At 65.6% G+C, this 13,386-nt stretch carries 14 protein-coding genes; 9 read left to right on the plus strand and 5 right to left on the minus strand.

All coding sequences use genetic code 11. The features are described 5' to 3' along the window. Nucleotides 1–9: 9 nt before the first annotated feature. The 4 genes from thrC to BMI88_RS01015 all read left to right on the plus strand — a co-directional run bounded on the left by thrC (nt 10) and on the right by BMI88_RS01015 (nt 4,761). Nucleotides 10–1,407, plus strand: coding sequence for a threonine synthase (gene thrC, locus BMI88_RS01000; RefSeq protein ID WP_078545253.1), 1,398 nt, complete (start codon nt 10–12; stop codon nt 1,405–1,407). Beyond that, nucleotides 1,404–2,663, plus strand: a complete 1,260-nt coding sequence (locus BMI88_RS01005) for a pitrilysin family protein (protein WP_078545256.1) — start codon at nt 1,404–1,406, stop codon at nt 2,661–2,663. Before thrC ends, BMI88_RS01005 begins: the two co-directional genes overlap by 4 nt. Next, a complete protein-coding gene (locus BMI88_RS01010; protein ID WP_078521856.1) occupies nt 2,663–3,247 on the plus strand; it encodes a GNAT family protein in 585 nt (194 codons plus the stop codon). Before BMI88_RS01005 ends, BMI88_RS01010 begins: the two co-directional genes overlap by 1 nt. A 110-nt stretch (nt 3,248–3,357) precedes the next feature. Beyond that, nucleotides 3,358–4,761, plus strand: a complete 1,404-nt coding sequence (locus BMI88_RS01015) for an FAD-binding oxidoreductase (protein ID WP_078545258.1) — start codon at nt 3,358–3,360, stop codon at nt 4,759–4,761. Nucleotides 4,762–4,884: 123 nt separating this feature from the next. Here BMI88_RS01015 and BMI88_RS01020 read toward each other — a convergent pair whose 3' ends face one another. The 3 genes from BMI88_RS01020 to BMI88_RS01030 are packed head-to-tail and all read right to left on the minus strand — an operon-like array spanning nt 4,885 to nt 6,714. Continuing rightward, nucleotides 4,885–5,307, minus strand: a complete 423-nt coding sequence (locus tag BMI88_RS01020) for an NUDIX hydrolase (protein WP_078545260.1) — start codon at nt 5,305–5,307, stop codon at nt 4,885–4,887. After that, a complete protein-coding gene (locus BMI88_RS01025) occupies nt 5,304–5,834 on the minus strand; it encodes an adenine phosphoribosyltransferase (protein WP_078521850.1) in 531 nt (176 codons plus the stop codon). The genes BMI88_RS01020 and BMI88_RS01025 overlap by 4 nt, the downstream gene beginning before the upstream one ends. 7 nt (nt 5,835–5,841) lie before the next feature. After that, the gene (locus tag BMI88_RS01030) at nt 5,842–6,714 is read right to left on the minus strand and encodes an S-methyl-5'-thioadenosine phosphorylase (protein WP_078545262.1); all 873 of its coding nucleotides are present in this window, start codon (nt 6,712–6,714) and stop codon (nt 5,842–5,844) included. 137 nt (nt 6,715–6,851) lie between these two features. On the opposite strand from BMI88_RS01030, the gene BMI88_RS01035 reads away from it, so the two are divergent. Continuing rightward, complete coding sequence (locus BMI88_RS01035) at nt 6,852–7,730, plus strand: DMT family transporter (RefSeq protein WP_078545264.1); 879 nt, start codon at nt 6,852–6,854, stop codon at nt 7,728–7,730. On the opposite strand, the gene BMI88_RS01040 is transcribed toward BMI88_RS01035, so the two are convergent. After that, complete coding sequence (locus BMI88_RS01040; protein WP_078545266.1) at nt 7,720–8,319, minus strand: flavin reductase family protein; 600 nt, start codon at nt 8,317–8,319, stop codon at nt 7,720–7,722. The two genes, BMI88_RS01035 and BMI88_RS01040, sit on opposite strands and share 11 nt — an antisense overlap. Nucleotides 8,320–8,396: 77 nt before the next feature. Between BMI88_RS01040 and BMI88_RS01045 the strand changes: the two genes are divergently transcribed. Together BMI88_RS01045 and BMI88_RS01050 are read left to right on the plus strand one after the other, a co-directional pair. Continuing rightward, entirely contained in the window at nt 8,397–8,879 is a 483-nt protein-coding gene (locus tag BMI88_RS01045) for an N-acetyltransferase (protein ID WP_078545268.1), read from the plus strand. A gap of 48 nt (nt 8,880–8,927) precedes the next feature. After that, nucleotides 8,928–9,683: an EcsC family protein gene (locus BMI88_RS01050; protein ID WP_078545270.1), complete on the plus strand. Its 756-nt coding sequence runs from the start codon at nt 8,928–8,930 to the stop codon at nt 9,681–9,683. Nucleotides 9,684–9,822: 139 nt separating this feature from the next. Here BMI88_RS01050 and BMI88_RS01055 read toward each other — a convergent pair whose 3' ends face one another. Continuing rightward, nucleotides 9,823–11,418, minus strand: coding sequence for a GMC family oxidoreductase N-terminal domain-containing protein (locus BMI88_RS01055; RefSeq protein WP_078545272.1), 1,596 nt, complete (start codon nt 11,416–11,418; stop codon nt 9,823–9,825). Nucleotides 11,419–11,586: 168 nt separating this feature from the next. On the opposite strand from BMI88_RS01055, the gene BMI88_RS01060 reads away from it, so the two are divergent. Then, a complete protein-coding gene (locus tag BMI88_RS01060; protein WP_078547213.1) occupies nt 11,587–12,795 on the plus strand; it encodes a glycosyltransferase N-terminal domain-containing protein in 1,209 nt (402 codons plus the stop codon). Nucleotides 12,796–12,862: 67 nt separating this feature from the next. Next, nucleotides 12,863–13,297 (plus strand): DUF1178 family protein, encoded by a 435-nt coding sequence (locus tag BMI88_RS01065; RefSeq protein WP_078545274.1) that lies wholly within the window; start codon nt 12,863–12,865, stop codon nt 13,295–13,297. The last annotated feature ends 89 nt before the right edge of the window (nt 13,298–13,386 follow it).

A 13,386-nucleotide genomic window follows, 5' to 3' on the forward strand; every position in this document is an offset into this window, starting at 1 on the left:
GGATTGACGATGCGTTATGTTTCCACTCGGGGCAAAGCCCCGGTTCTGAATTTCGGCGATGCGATGCTGACGGGGCTTGCCCGTGACGGCGGGCTTTACGTGCCCGAGACCGTGCCGCAGTTCTCCGCCGACGAGATCGCCGCGCTCGCGGGGCAGCCCTACGAGGAAGTCGCGTTCCGCGTGATGAAGCCGTTTGTCTCCGAGACTTTCTCGGACGAGGAACTGCGCGGCGCCATCACGCGCGCCTATTCCGGCTTTGGCCATGTCGCCCGCGCGCCGATGGTGCAGCTGGCGCCGAACCATTTCCTGCTGGAGCTGTTCCACGGCCCCACGCTCGCGTTCAAGGATTTCGCGATGCAGGTGATCGGGCAGCTGTTCCAGATCGAACTGCAGAAGCGGAACAAGAAGATCACCATCGTCGGCGCCACCTCGGGCGATACAGGCTCGGCGGCGATCGAGGCCTTCCGCGGGCTCGACAATGTCGACGTGTTCATCCTCTTCCCGCATGGCCGGGTGTCCGAAGTGCAGCGCCGCCAGATGACGACGCCGATCGAGGGCAATGTTCACGCGCTCGCGCTCGACGGCGATTTCGACGATTGCCAGGGCAAGCTGAAGGACATGTTCAACGACTTCACCTTCCGCGACGAGGTCGGTCTGGCGGGCGTGAACTCGATCAACTTCGCCCGTGTGCTGGCGCAGATCGTGTATTTCTTCTCCTCCGCCGTGGCGCTCGGTGCGCCGCATCGCAAAGTGTCCTTCACCGTGCCCACCGGCAATTTCGGCGATATCTTCGCGGGCTTCCTTGCGAAGGAAATGGGTCTGCCGGTTGAGCGTCTGGTGATCGCGACGAACCAGAACGACATCCTGCACCGCTGCCTCGAGAAGGGCGATTACACCAAGCAGGGCGTCACGCCCTCGATCTCGCCGTCGATGGATATCGAAGTGAGTTCGAACTTCGAGCGCGCGCTTTTCTGGGCCTATGGCAAGGACGGGGCCGCGATCGAGAAGTTGATGGACGAGCTGAAAACCGAAGGTTCCTTCACCGTCTCCGAAAACGCCATCGGTGCGCTGCGCGATATCTACGACAGCGGCTCGGTCGGCGAGGCGCGCACGATGGAAGAGATCGGCGATACGCTCAAGGAAACCGGCGAGCTGCTCTGTCCGCATTCCGCAGTCGGCGTGAACGTGGGCAAAACGGCGGTCGCGCGTGACCCGGCCACGCCGATGATCACACTCGCCACCGCGCATCCCGCGAAATTCCCCGATGCGGTGGAAGAGGCGACGGGCATCCGCCCCGACCTGCCGCCGCGCATGGCGGATCTGTTCACCCGCGAGGAGCGCGTGACCCGCGTGCCGAATGACCTTGCAGACCTTGAAGCCCTGATCCGGGAGCGCCGCCGCACATGATCGAAATGACCACACTCAAGAACGGTCTGCGCATCATTACCGAGTCGATGCCGGGCCTCGCCTCTGCCGCGATCGGCGTCTGGATCACGGCCGGTGGCCGCCACGAGCGCCCCGAGCAGAACGGCATCGCGCATTTCCTCGAACATATGGCGTTCAAGGGCACCAAGACCCGCTCCGCGCTGCAGATCGCGGAAGCGATCGAGGACGTGGGCGGCTATATCAACGCCTATACCTCGCGCGAGATGACCGCCTATTATGCCCGCGTGCTTGCCGAAGACGTGCCGCTCGCGCTCGACGTGATTTCGGACATTCTGCTGAACCCGGTCTTCGATCAGCGCGAGATCGAGGTGGAGCGCGGCGTGATCTTGCAAGAGATCGGCCAATCGCTCGACACGCCCGACGATGTGATCTTCGACTGGCTGCAAGAGGCCGCGTATCCCGATCAGCCGATGGGCCGCACGATCCTCGGCCCGGCGGAGAAGGTCCGCAGCTTCGCGCGTGACGATCTCTCGGCTTTCGTGACCGAACATTACGGCCCCGATCAGATGATCCTCTCGGCGGCGGGTGCGGTCGATCACGCGGAGATCGTGAAACGCGCCGAAGATATCTTCGGCGACCTGCGCCCCGCGCTGAACCCCGCGCCCTATCCGGCGAAATGGATCGGCAACGAGCGGCGCGAGATCAAACAGCTCGAACAGGCGCATTTCGCGCTTGGCATCGAGTCGCCCAGCTATCGCGATGCCGACCTCTACACCGCGCAGGTCTATTCGGTGGCGATGGGCGGGGGTATGTCCTCGCGCTTGTTCCAGAAGATCCGCGAAGAACGCGGGTTGTGCTACACGATCTTCTCGCAGGCAGGCGCCTACGAGGATACCGGTATGTTCACCGTCTATGCGGGCACCTCCGGCGACGAGGTCCGCGGTCTGGCCGAACTGACCATCGACGAGTTGAAACGTGCCGCCGAAGACATGACCGAGGTCGAGATCGCCCGCGCCCGCGCTCAGATCAAGGCGGGGCTTCTGATGGGGCTGGAAAGCGCCTCGGCGCGTGCCGAACGCATGGCGCGCAGCCTCTATATCTGGGGCAGGGTGCCCGGGATCGACGAGGCCTCGGCGCGGATCGACAGCGTCACCCGCGATGCGGTGCGCGACTTCGGGGAACGGCTCGCCACTGGCGGGCGCACGGCCATGGCGCTTTACGGCCCGGTCAAGGATGCGCCCGAGCTTGGGGAGCTGCGCGAAAGGCTCGCCGCCTGATGTTCGCGCGTCGTCGTCAGCTGCGGATCGATACGGATCGAATGATCCTGCGTCCGCCGCAGCATGGGGATTATCGTCCGTGGGCCAGCCTGCGCGAGGATAGCCGTGACTTCCTGACGCCCTGGGAGCCGAGTTGGTCCTCCGATCACCTCAGCCGCAAGGCGTTCTCGAACCGGGTCTATTGGGCGGCGCGCGCGATCGCGAACGGCACCGCCGTTCCCGTATTTCTGTTCTCGCGCCGCGATGACATTTTTCTGGGGGCGATCACGCTCGACAATATCCGGCGCGGACCGGCGCAGGCGGGCACGCTGGGCTATTGGATCGGCCAACGCCACGCGCGTCATGGCTATATGCGCGAGGCGATCGAGGCCGTGGTTCATTACGCTTTCACGAAGCTCGACCTGAGCCGCATCGAGGCAGCTTGTCTGCCCGAGAACGCGGCCTCGCGCGGGGTGCTGGAGAAATCCGGCTTCAAATACGAGGGCGTCGCGCAGAGCTACCTGCAGATCAACGGGCGCTGGCGCAATCATGTCCTCTATTCCAACCTGCGCTCGGATCGCCGGGGACGGACGGATGTCCGATAGGGACACTTACGCCCACGCGACATGGTGCGGGGCGAACGGTCGAGGGGGCTCCGCCCCCGCTGGCGCAGCCAGCTCCCCGGGATATTTCAGCCAAGCCGAAGGAGGCAGAGATGCGTACCGCCGCTGATGAAAGTTTCGTCGAGACGCTGCGGGACGCGGTGCCGCGCCTGAGCCTCGGGGCGCCGGGCGCGTCCTATCTGGAAGAGCCGCGCGGGCGGTATCACGGCCTTGGCGGAGTTCTGGTCAAGCCGACGTCGACCGCAGAGGTCGCCGCGGTGCTGAAGCACTGCCACGCGGCGGGCGTCGCGGTGCTGCCCTATGGCGGGGGCACCGGTCTGGTCGGCGGCCAGATTACCGAAGACGGTCTCGCGCCGGTCATCCTGAGCCTCGAGAAAATGAATGCCGTGCGCGCGGTCACCGGCCATGTGCTGGAGATCGAGGCGGGCGCGACGCTGCTCGAGGCCCAGCAGGCGGCGGAAGGCGCGGAGCGGCTGTTCCCGCTGACGATCGCAAGCCAGGGCTCTGCCCGGATCGGCGGTGTGCTGGCGACCAATGCGGGCGGGGTGAACGTACTGCGCTATGGCAACGCGCGCGAGCTGTGTCTGGGCGTCGAGGCGGTGCTGGCCGATGGCACGGTGATCTCCGGCCTCAAGCATCTGCGCAAGGACAATACCGGCTACGATCTGAAGGACCTGCTGATCGGGTCCGAGGGCACGCTCGGGATCATCACGGCGGCGACCCTGCGGCTGTTCCCGCGCCCGGCGGCGGTCGGCACGGCGATGATGGTGGTCGAAAGCCCCGCCGCCGCGCTGGAACTGCTGGAACTGGCCGAGGCCCGGATGCCGGGCTGCGTGTCGGCCTTCGAGATGATCTCGGGGCAGGGGCTGCGCTTTCTCGACGAGGTCGGGCCGGAGGTGCATCAACCTTTCGAGGCGCGCCCCGACTGGTCGGTGCTTATCGAGATCGGTCTGCCCGAGGGGCTGGCGCCGGAGGAGGCGCTGGGAGAGCTGTTTGAGGCGGCCGAGGGGCTGGTCAGCGATGGGGTGATCGCAAGCTCCGAGAGCCAGCGCGCCGAGATGTGGTCCCTGCGCGAGAGCCTGCCGGAGGCGAACAAGCGGATCGGATCGATCTCGAGCCATGACATCTCGTTGCCGCTGCCGAAACTGGCCGCTTTCATCGAAGAGGCGCGTGATGCGCTTCTCGACCTCGGCAATATCCGGATCAACTGCTTCGGCCATGTCGGGGACGGCAATCTGCATTTCAACGCCTTCCCCGCCGAGGGGCGCGACCGCAAGGAATACGAGAACCTGCGTCGTGCGATCCCCGAAACGGTCTACGATCTGGTGGACCGCTTTGGCGGCTCGATCTCGGCCGAGCATGGGATCGGGCGGCTCAAGGTGGGCGATCTGGAGCGTTACGGCGATCCGGGCAAGCTCGCTGCGATGCGCGCGATCAAGGCGGCGCTCGACCCGAAAGGCATCCTGAACCCCGGCGCGGTGCTGGCGGAGCGCTGAGGGCCAAGAGAAACGCGCCCCGCCAGGAGAGCAGGCGGAGCGCGGCGTTCTGGTTCACGTGTCATTGCAAGCAGCCGAACCATCAGGCCGGCTCAGGGTAAGTCGATTCGCGTAAGAAAGACGTTAACGCGGTCCCAGCGCGGCGGCCTGCCGGGCAATCCGTGCCACGTCACGGCTGAGGGGGAAATCCTCCTCCATCCGGTCGATAGCGACCCAGCGTGCATCCAGCGCGTCGTCGTCCGCGACCGGCTCTCCGGCCTGCCACTGGCATTCGACCGCGACCAGCACGAAGTGATGCTCCAGCGTGCCCTTTCCATCCTCCGCGAGGACGTCGAGCGCGTTGAAGGCATGGGTGGCCCGCGCCTGCACGCCGGTTTCCTCCAGCAACTCGCGTTCTGCCGCCGCAAGAAGCGTCTCGCCGAACTCGACCTTGCCGCCGGGAAAGCCCCAGAGCCCGGCATCGGGCGGGTTCGCCCGCTGCACCAACAGCGCCTGTCCGTCGCGGATCACGACGGCAAGAATGGCGGGTGTCGGGCGGGGGCTCACGCCCCCTCGAATTCGCACAGAACGCTGACATTCATGCCGCGATCTTCGAGCAGCTTGCGCCCGCCCAGTTCCGGTAGATCGACGATGAAGGAGAGGCCCACGATCTCGCCGCCGACGCGCTCGATCAGCTGGATGCCCGCCTGCGCGGTGCCGCCGGTGGCCAGAAGATCGTCGACGACCAGAACCTTCTCGCCGGGCTTGATCGCATCCTCGTGCATCTCCATCACCGCCTCGCCATATTCCAGCTGGTAGGCCTGCGAAATCGTCTGGCCGGGCAGCTTGCCCTTCTTGCGGATCGGCACGAAGCCTTTCGACAGCTGATGCGCGATCGCACCGCCGATGATGAAGCCGCGCGCCTCGAGACCCACCACCTTGTCGATCTGCTGGCCCGCCCAAGGGTGCAGCAACTGGTCGATCGCCATGCGGAAGCCGCGCGGATCGGCGAAGAGGGTCGTCACATCGCGGAACATGATCCCCTCATGGGGGAAATCGGCGATGGTGCGGATATAGTCTTTGACGTTGGTCATGGGATCCTCAGAGGTCGAGCACGCGGCCCGCGATGGTCTTCAGTTTGCGCGCCATCTCGGGGTCGCGCTTGTCGGGGGCGGTCATGATCGCGCTGTCGAGGGCGTGGGTGCAGCCGGTGGCGCAATCGCCCGCAGCGCCCTTCAGCAGACCGGGCAGAGCCGCGACCAGATCGCGCGCCTTATCGGCGTTCTTCATTGCGACGGCAACGACCTGCGCCACATCCACGGCATCATGATCGGGGTGCCAGCAGTCGTAATCGGTGATCATCGCGACGCAGGCGTAATGCAGCTCCGCCTCGCGGGCGAGCTTGGCCTCGGGCATGCCGGTCATGCCGATCACGTCGGCGCCCCATTGGCGGTAAAGCTCGCTCTCGGCCTTGGTCGAGAATTGCGGACCCTCCATCGCGACATAGGTGCCGCCCTCATGGACGCTCACGCCGGTCTTGCGCGCGGCCTCGGCGCAGGCTGCCGAGAGGTCGGAGCAAACAGGATGCGCGCCCGAGACGTGGCCTACCATGCCGGGACCGAAGAAGGTCTTCTCGCGGGCGAAGGTGCGGTCGATATACTGGTCCACGATCAGGAAATCGCCCGGCGCATAGGCCTCTTTCAGCGAGCCCACGGCCGAGACGGCGATCAGATCGGTCACACCCAGCTGCTTCATCGCGGCGATATTGGCGCGGTAGGGAACGGTGGTCGGCGTCTCGACATGGCCGCGCCCGTGGCGGGGCAGGAAGGCCATCTTCACACCGTCCAGCGTGCCGGTCAGTACCTGATCGGAGGGCGCACCGAACGGCGTCTCGACGGTGATCCATTCGGCCCCTTCGAGCCCGTTGATCTGATAGACGCCCGAGCCGCCGATCACCCCGATCATTCTGTCCATTCTGCGCATCCTTCGCCTGTCTTTTCCGCGTCGCAGCGAGCCTAAGCGCCACGGCCCCGGGAGGAAAGAGGGATTGCAGCCACTTGCCGCGCGGTCTATCGGCGCAGGGGGGTATGGGAGTCCCCACGGGAGGATCTATGGAAAATATCCGCGGCTCGGTGCTGATGGTCGTCGCGATGGCGGCCTTCGCGATGGAAGACATGTTCGTCAAATCCGCCTCGACCCATCTCGCGGTGGGCGTGGTGCTGATGCTATTCGGCCTCGGCGGGATGGTGGTCTTCGGTGTGCTCATCACCGCGCGGGGCCAGCGGCTGCTACATCCGGCGCTCGCTTCGAAACCGCTCCTGATCAAGCTCGCGCTCGAAGTGGTTGGGCGTCTTGGCTACACGCTGGGGATCGCGCTGACGCCGCTCTCGAACGCCTCCGCGATCCTGCAGGCAACGCCGCTGGTCGTCGTCGCAGGCGCGGCGGTGGTGTTTTCCGAACGCGTCGGCATCCGCCGCTGGGTCGCGGTGGGGATCGGGTTCATCGGCGTGCTGATCGTGCTGCGCCCCGGCCTCGACGGCTTCGTCCCGGCTGCCCTTTGGACCGTGCTGGGGATGCTGGGGTTCGCGGGCCGCGATCTGGCGACGCGCGCCTGCTCGCCGGTCCTGTCGAATTTCCAGCTCAGCTTCTACGGCTTCATGATGCTGATCCCGACCGGCGTGCTGATCCTGCTGATCTTCGGCGGTGTGACGACGCCTGATCTCTTTGCGCTGCGTGACGTGGCCGGTGCGGTGGCCTTCGGCAGCCTCGCCTATTGGTCGCTGACCAAGGCGATGCGGATGGGCGAGGTCTCGGTCATCACGCCCTTCCGCTACACCCGCCTGATCTTCGCGCTGATCCTCGGCGCGGTGGTGTTCGGCGAGCGGCCCGATGCGGCGATGATCGTGGGTGCGGCACTAATCGTGGCGAGCGGCCTCTACACGCTGATTGAAGGCCGCCGCAGCCGGGCGCGCGCACGGATCAGAGCTTAGGCCGCAGCATCTCGAAGGTTTCCGACACGGCCGCGTAATCGCCGCGATTGCCAAGCCGCACGAGACGGTCGGGCGGCGCATAGAGCCCGTCCTTCAGGCAATCGTCCGCGATATGGATGCCCGTCACCTCGCCATGCACGAGGTAATTCCCCTCGCCCAGAAGCTTGATCACCTGAACGACTCGACATTCGAGCGAGGCGGGCGCTGCCGCCACGCGCGGGCAGTCGATCGTCTCGCATTCCGCCTTCTCGATCCCGCATTCGGCGAACTCATCGGTGCCTGCAGGATAATTCGCGCAGGAGGCGTTCATCTGATCCTTCAGCGCATAGGTCACGAGATTGGCGCAGAACACGCCCGCTTCGCGCAGCTGCGAGACGCTGTCCTTCGTGCCGTCGCGGTCGGGCTTCACCCCGGTCGAGGAGAAGATCACCTGCGGCGGCGTATAGGCGACCGCGTTGAAGAAGGAGTAGGGCGCAAGGTTGTCGCCCATCTCGCTACGTGTCGAAATCCAGCCGATCGGACGCGGGGCGACGATGGAATTGAACGGGTTATGGGCGAGAGGGTGGCCATCTGAAGTGCGATAGAACATGCTTTCTCCTGTTTGATCCCGAACTTAGCGCATGCTACCGCGCAGGAAAGGGGCAGCCTGAAAGGGGCGGCGGGCGTATGTATCAGCTCGAACAAGAGACGGCGGAAGACTGGTGGGAAGTCGAGGCGCTCTATGACCTCTGCTTCGCGCCGGGTCGCACGGCGCTGTCCTCCTACCGGCTGCGCGACGGGGTCGATCCGGTGCGCCCGCTTTGCCTCACGCTGCGCCAGGACGGCATCCTCGCCGCGGTGATCCGCTTCTGGCCGGTCAGGGTGGGCGGCAAGCGCGTGCTGCTGCTGGGGCCGATCGCGGTCCACCCGACGCGGCAGGGCGAAGGGCTGGGCGGTATCCTGATGCATGAAAGTCTTTCCCGCGCTGCCGATCTCGGCTGGGAGCGGGTGCTGCTGGTGGGCGACGCGCCCTATTACCAACGCTTCGGCTTCGAGAAGCTCGACGATGTCGAGATGCCGCCGCCCACCAACCCCGACCGCGTTCTGGGCCTCGAACTGGTGCCCGGCGCCTGGGACGGCGTCAAAGGCCAAGTCGAGAAAGACGACTGATTGCCGAAGCGCCTCCGCCGCCCCATATCAGGGAAAGGCAAGGAGGCGATGATGGCAGATATTCTTCCCCCCGTGAGCGACCCGGCGATTCTGGGTCAGCTCGACTCGCTCGCGAAACGCCACCGCGCGGCGGGCGGCGTGGTGATGCAGGTGATCGGCTATATCGGAGGCTCTGCCGAGGGGCTGTTGGGCAAATTGCCCACCCCGGTCCGCAACGGGCTGGATGGGGCGACGGAACGCGCGCTATCAGGTGCGATGACCGCTGCCGAACGCTCGCGCGGGATCGTATCGGACCGGCCCGACTGGATGAACCGCACGCTGACCACCGCGATGGGGGCTGCGGGCGGCGTCGGGGGCCTGGGCAGTTCGCTCGCGGAATTGCCTTTCACGGTCACTATGTTGTTGCGCGCCATTCAGGGCATCGCCGCCGAACATGGCTTCGATCCGGCCTCGGAAGAGGTGCGGCTCGAATGCCTGCGGGTCTTCGCCTCTGCCGGGCCGCTCGAGGATGATGACGGGATGGATCTGAGCTTCCTCGCCGCGCGGGCTACGATCACCGGGCCGAGCCTGAAATCGCTGATCGCCAAGGTCGCGCCACGCCTGTCGATCGTGCTGGGTCAGAAGCTTGCGGCTCAGGCGGCCCCGGTTCTTGGCGCGGTCGCAGGTGCGGCCGTCAACTACGCCTTCACCAGCTATTATCAGGAAATCGCTCGCGTCCATTTCGGCCTCAAGCGCCTTGCCCGCGACACCGGCACCGATGAGGGCGTGCTGCGCGAGGAGCTTGTCGCCCGCATCGCCAAGTGATCGAAGCTTCGCGCCTCTGGCCAAGGTCGGATGCCTCCGGCGGGGATATTTAGACCAAGAGGAAGGAAGTCTCTCTTCCTCTTGGCGAAAATATCCCGGGGGGCTCCGAAGGAGCGGGGGCAGCGCCCCCTCCGAACCCTCAGCCCTTCGCGTCCTCGAGGATCATCTGCGCGGCCTTCTCGGCGATCATCATCGTCGGCGCGTTGGTGTTGCCCGAGGTGATCGTCGGCATCACCGAGGCATCCGCGATGCGCAGCCCTTTCAGCGCTTTCAGTCGCAGCCGCGAGTCTACAACCGCGCCGTCATCCGAGCCCATCCGGCAGGTGCCGACGGGGTGGAAGATCGTGGTGCCGATATCGCCCGCCGCTTTCACGAGGTCCGCCTCGGTCTGATAGTCCGGGCCGGGCTTGTATTCCTCGGGTTTGTATTTCGCGAAAGCGGGTTGCGAGGCGACGCGGCGGACCTGCCGGATCGCTTCGGCGGCGACGCGGCGATCGCCCTCGGTCGAGAGGTAATTCGGCGCGATCTCGGGATGGGCGCGGAAATCGGGCGAGGTGATATGCACATGGCCGCGGCTTTCGGGGCGCAGGTTGCACACACTCGCCGTCATGCCGGGGAAGGGGTGGACCGCATCGCCGAACTTGTCGAGGCTGACCGGCTGGACGTGATATTCTAGATCGGGCGTCTCCTTCTCGGGGAAGCTGCGCGTGAAGATGCCCACCTGCGAGGGCGACATCGACATCGGTCCCGAGCGGAACAGCGCATATTCCATGCCGATCTTCGCCTTGCCCCAGAGGGTTGAGGACATGGTGTTGAGGCTTTTGACGCCCGAGACCTTGTAGATGAGGCGCAGTTGCAGGTGGTCCTGCAGGTTCTCGCCCACGCCATCGACCTCGGCCACCGGAGTGATGCCATGCTCGGACAGCACGTCACCGCGCCCGATCCCTGACAGCTCGAGGATCTGCACCGAGCCGACCGAACCGGCGGAGAGGACGGTTTCGCCCGCCTTCACGTCATGGCTCTGGCCATTCTGATTGTAGCGGATGCCGACGACGCGGCCCTCCTCGATCAGGAGCTTCTCGACCTGCGCATTGGTCTCGATCCGCAGGTTGGGGCGTTTCATCGCGGGTCTCAGGAAGGCTTTCACCGCGCTCCAGCGCCAGCCGGCTTTCTGCGTGACGTGGAAATAGCCGCCGCCCTCGTTGGTGCCGGTGTTGAAATCGTCGGTGCGCGGGAAGCCTGCCTCTTCGGCAGCCTCGAGGAAGGTGTCGAGCATCTCCCAGCGCACGCGGGCTTCTTCCACCCGCAATTCGCCGCCCGCGCCGTGCAGGTCGCTCTCGCCGCGATAGAAATCTTCCTGCTTCTTGAACAGCGGCAGCACGTCGTCCCAGCTCCAGCCGGGATTGCCTGACTGCGCCCACATATCGTAATCGCGCGCCTGACCGCGCATGTAGATCATGCCGTTGATCGAGGAGCAGCCGCCAAGGATACGCCCGCGCGGATAGAGCAGCTCGCGCCCGTTCAGCCCGGCATCGGCTTTCGACTTGTAGCCCCAATCGGTGCGCGGATTGCCGATGCAGTACAGGTAGCCCACCGGGATATGCACCCAGTGGTAATTGTCTCGCCCGCCCGCTTCCAGCAGCAGCACCTTGTTTTTCGGATCTTCCGACAGACGGTTCGCCAGAACGCAGCCTGCGCTGCCACCGCCGACCACGATATAATCGTATTGCTCCATAAGCCCCTCCCGAACTGCGCCTCCGGGCAAGACTTTCGCAAGCTGCCGTCCGGGAAACAAGGCCATGACCCGTTCATTCGCGCAAAGTCGCTTTGCGAAAACGCAAGGAGGGGCTTGCCTGTGAGGGGGGGGATCCGTTCTATGGCGCAAATCTCGCCGGAGCCTTTCATGGTCCTTTACCGCCTTCTCGTCAGTATCGCGAGCCTGCCTGTTCTGGCGGCGCTGCTCTGGCGCGTTTTGCGCGGGCGGGAAAGCCGGACCGCTCTGGCGGAGCGGTTGGGCGGCGGGGAGGCCGCGCCGCACCGTCTGTGGTTGCACGCGGCTTCGAATGGAGAGCTGACCTCCGCCAAGCCTTTGATCGATGCGCTGCTGGCCGCAGAACCCGCGGTGCACGTGTTGGTGACGGTGAACACGGTGACGGCGCGCGAGCTGGGGCAGGGCTGGGCCGATCCGCGCATCGCGATCCGCATGGCCCCGCTCGATCATCGCGCCGTGCTGCGGCGGTTTCTGTCGCGCCACCGGCCCCGCGCGCTGGTCGTGATCGAGAATGAGCTTTGGCCGAACCGCATGGCTCTGATGGCCGATGCGAAGCGGCCGATCTTCGTGATCGGTGCAAGGATGTCGGCCCGCTCTGCGGCGCGCTGGGCGAAGATCGGGATGGCGCAGCCGATGATCGCCCAGATCACCGCACTCTCGGCTCAGGATGCGGGGTCCGAGGCGCGGTTCCTCGACCTTGGCCTGCCGCGTGATCGACTTTTGCCGCCCGCCAATCTCAAGACGGCGATCACCGTCGCACCCGGTGTGCCGCTCGACTGGCAGCGCAGCGATACGGTGCTTGCCGCGTCGACCCATGAGGGCGAAGACGCGCCGATCCTTGCCGCCTTCGCGAAGGCGCGCGCGCGCCGCCCTGACCTGCGCCTGATCCTCGCCCCGCGCCATCCGCGCCGCGCGCCCGAGATCGCGGCGCTGATCGCCAAGGCCGGGCTGCGCCATACCACTCGCTCGAAGGACGAGCCTCCGACGGCGGAGGTCTATCTGGCCGATACGCTGGGCGAGATGGGCCGCTGGTATGCGAGCGCAGGCCTGTGTTTCGTAGGCGGCTCGCTCGTCGAAAAGGGCGGCCATACCCCCTATGAGCCCGCGGGCTTCGGCTGCGCTTTGCTACATGGCCCCGATGTCGCGAATTTCGCTGAGGCCTTTGCGGCACTCGACGCGGCAGGCGGGGCGCGGCTTTGCGAAACCGAAGCCGATATTGCGGCCGCCTTCACCGCGCTCGACGCCGATGCGCAGGCTGAAATGGCGCGCGCCGCACGGGGGGCTCTCGGCCCGCCTGCCGATGTCGAAAGCCTTGCAAAGGCGCTCCTCGCTCGGCTCTGAGCGACGGCGACGCGCTTGCATTGCGGCCTAAAACGCTTACTTCCATATGCATCCGGGAGATGCAGACATGATCCGTTATACGCTGCAATGCGAGAATGAGCACCGCTTCGACAGTTGGTTCCCCTCGGCCTCCGGGTTCGAGGCGCTCAAATCCGCAGGCCAGTTGGAATGTGCGATCTGCGGTTCGAAAAAGGTCGAGAAATCGCTGATGGCGCCGCCTGTCGCACAGACGCGCAAGACGGGCGAGCCCGCCGCCGAACGCCCCCTTTCGCAGCCGCAATCCGAGGCCGAACAGGCCCTCGCCGCGATGCGTCGCGAGATCGAGAAGAATTCCGATTACGTCGGCATGAACTTCGCCACCGAAGCGCGCGCCATGCACGAAGGCACCGCCAAGAAACGCGCGATCCACGGCGAGGCGAAACCCGAAGAGGCGCGCAAGATGCTGGAGGACGGGCTGCCGGTTCTGCCGCTGCCCTTCCTGTCGACTCGCAAGACGAACTGACCCTTTTCGCTCTTTCCAAATATCCCGGGGTGAATTCGCGCGAGCGAAGAGGGGCAGCGCCCCAGCGCCGATCTGAGACCCTCGAAACG

This window comes from Thioclava sp. F36-6, assembly GCF_002020305.1.
GTDB lineage: Bacteria > Pseudomonadota > Alphaproteobacteria > Rhodobacterales > Rhodobacteraceae > Thioclava > Thioclava sediminum.

Coding starts and splice junctions, on each gene's coding strand:
- BMI88_RS01060 (WP_078547213.1), top strand. CDS start 11,587: ATGGTCCTTTACCGCCTTCTCGTCAGTATCGCGAGCCTGCCTGTTCTG.
- BMI88_RS01035 (WP_078545264.1), top strand. CDS start 6,852: ATGGAAAATATCCGCGGCTCGGTGCTGATGGTCGTCGCGATGGCGGCC.
- BMI88_RS01005 (WP_078545256.1), top strand. CDS start 1,404: ATGATCGAAATGACCACACTCAAGAACGGTCTGCGCATCATTACCGAG.
- BMI88_RS01040 (WP_078545266.1), bottom strand. CDS start 8,319: ATGTTCTATCGCACTTCAGATGGCCACCCTCTCGCCCATAACCCGTTC.
- BMI88_RS01045 (WP_078545268.1), top strand. CDS start 8,397: ATGTATCAGCTCGAACAAGAGACGGCGGAAGACTGGTGGGAAGTCGAG.
- BMI88_RS01025 (WP_078521850.1), bottom strand. CDS start 5,834: ATGACCAACGTCAAAGACTATATCCGCACCATCGCCGATTTCCCCCAT.
- BMI88_RS01065 (WP_078545274.1), top strand. CDS start 12,863: ATGATCCGTTATACGCTGCAATGCGAGAATGAGCACCGCTTCGACAGT.
- thrC (WP_078545253.1), top strand. CDS start 10: ATGCGTTATGTTTCCACTCGGGGCAAAGCCCCGGTTCTGAATTTCGGC.
- BMI88_RS01030 (WP_078545262.1), bottom strand. CDS start 6,714: ATGGACAGAATGATCGGGGTGATCGGCGGCTCGGGCGTCTATCAGATC.
- BMI88_RS01050 (WP_078545270.1), top strand. CDS start 8,928: ATGATGGCAGATATTCTTCCCCCCGTGAGCGACCCGGCGATTCTGGGT.
- BMI88_RS01010 (WP_078521856.1), top strand. CDS start 2,663: ATGTTCGCGCGTCGTCGTCAGCTGCGGATCGATACGGATCGAATGATC.
- BMI88_RS01015 (WP_078545258.1), top strand. CDS start 3,358: ATGCGTACCGCCGCTGATGAAAGTTTCGTCGAGACGCTGCGGGACGCG.
- BMI88_RS01055 (WP_078545272.1), bottom strand. CDS start 11,418: ATGGAGCAATACGATTATATCGTGGTCGGCGGTGGCAGCGCAGGCTGC.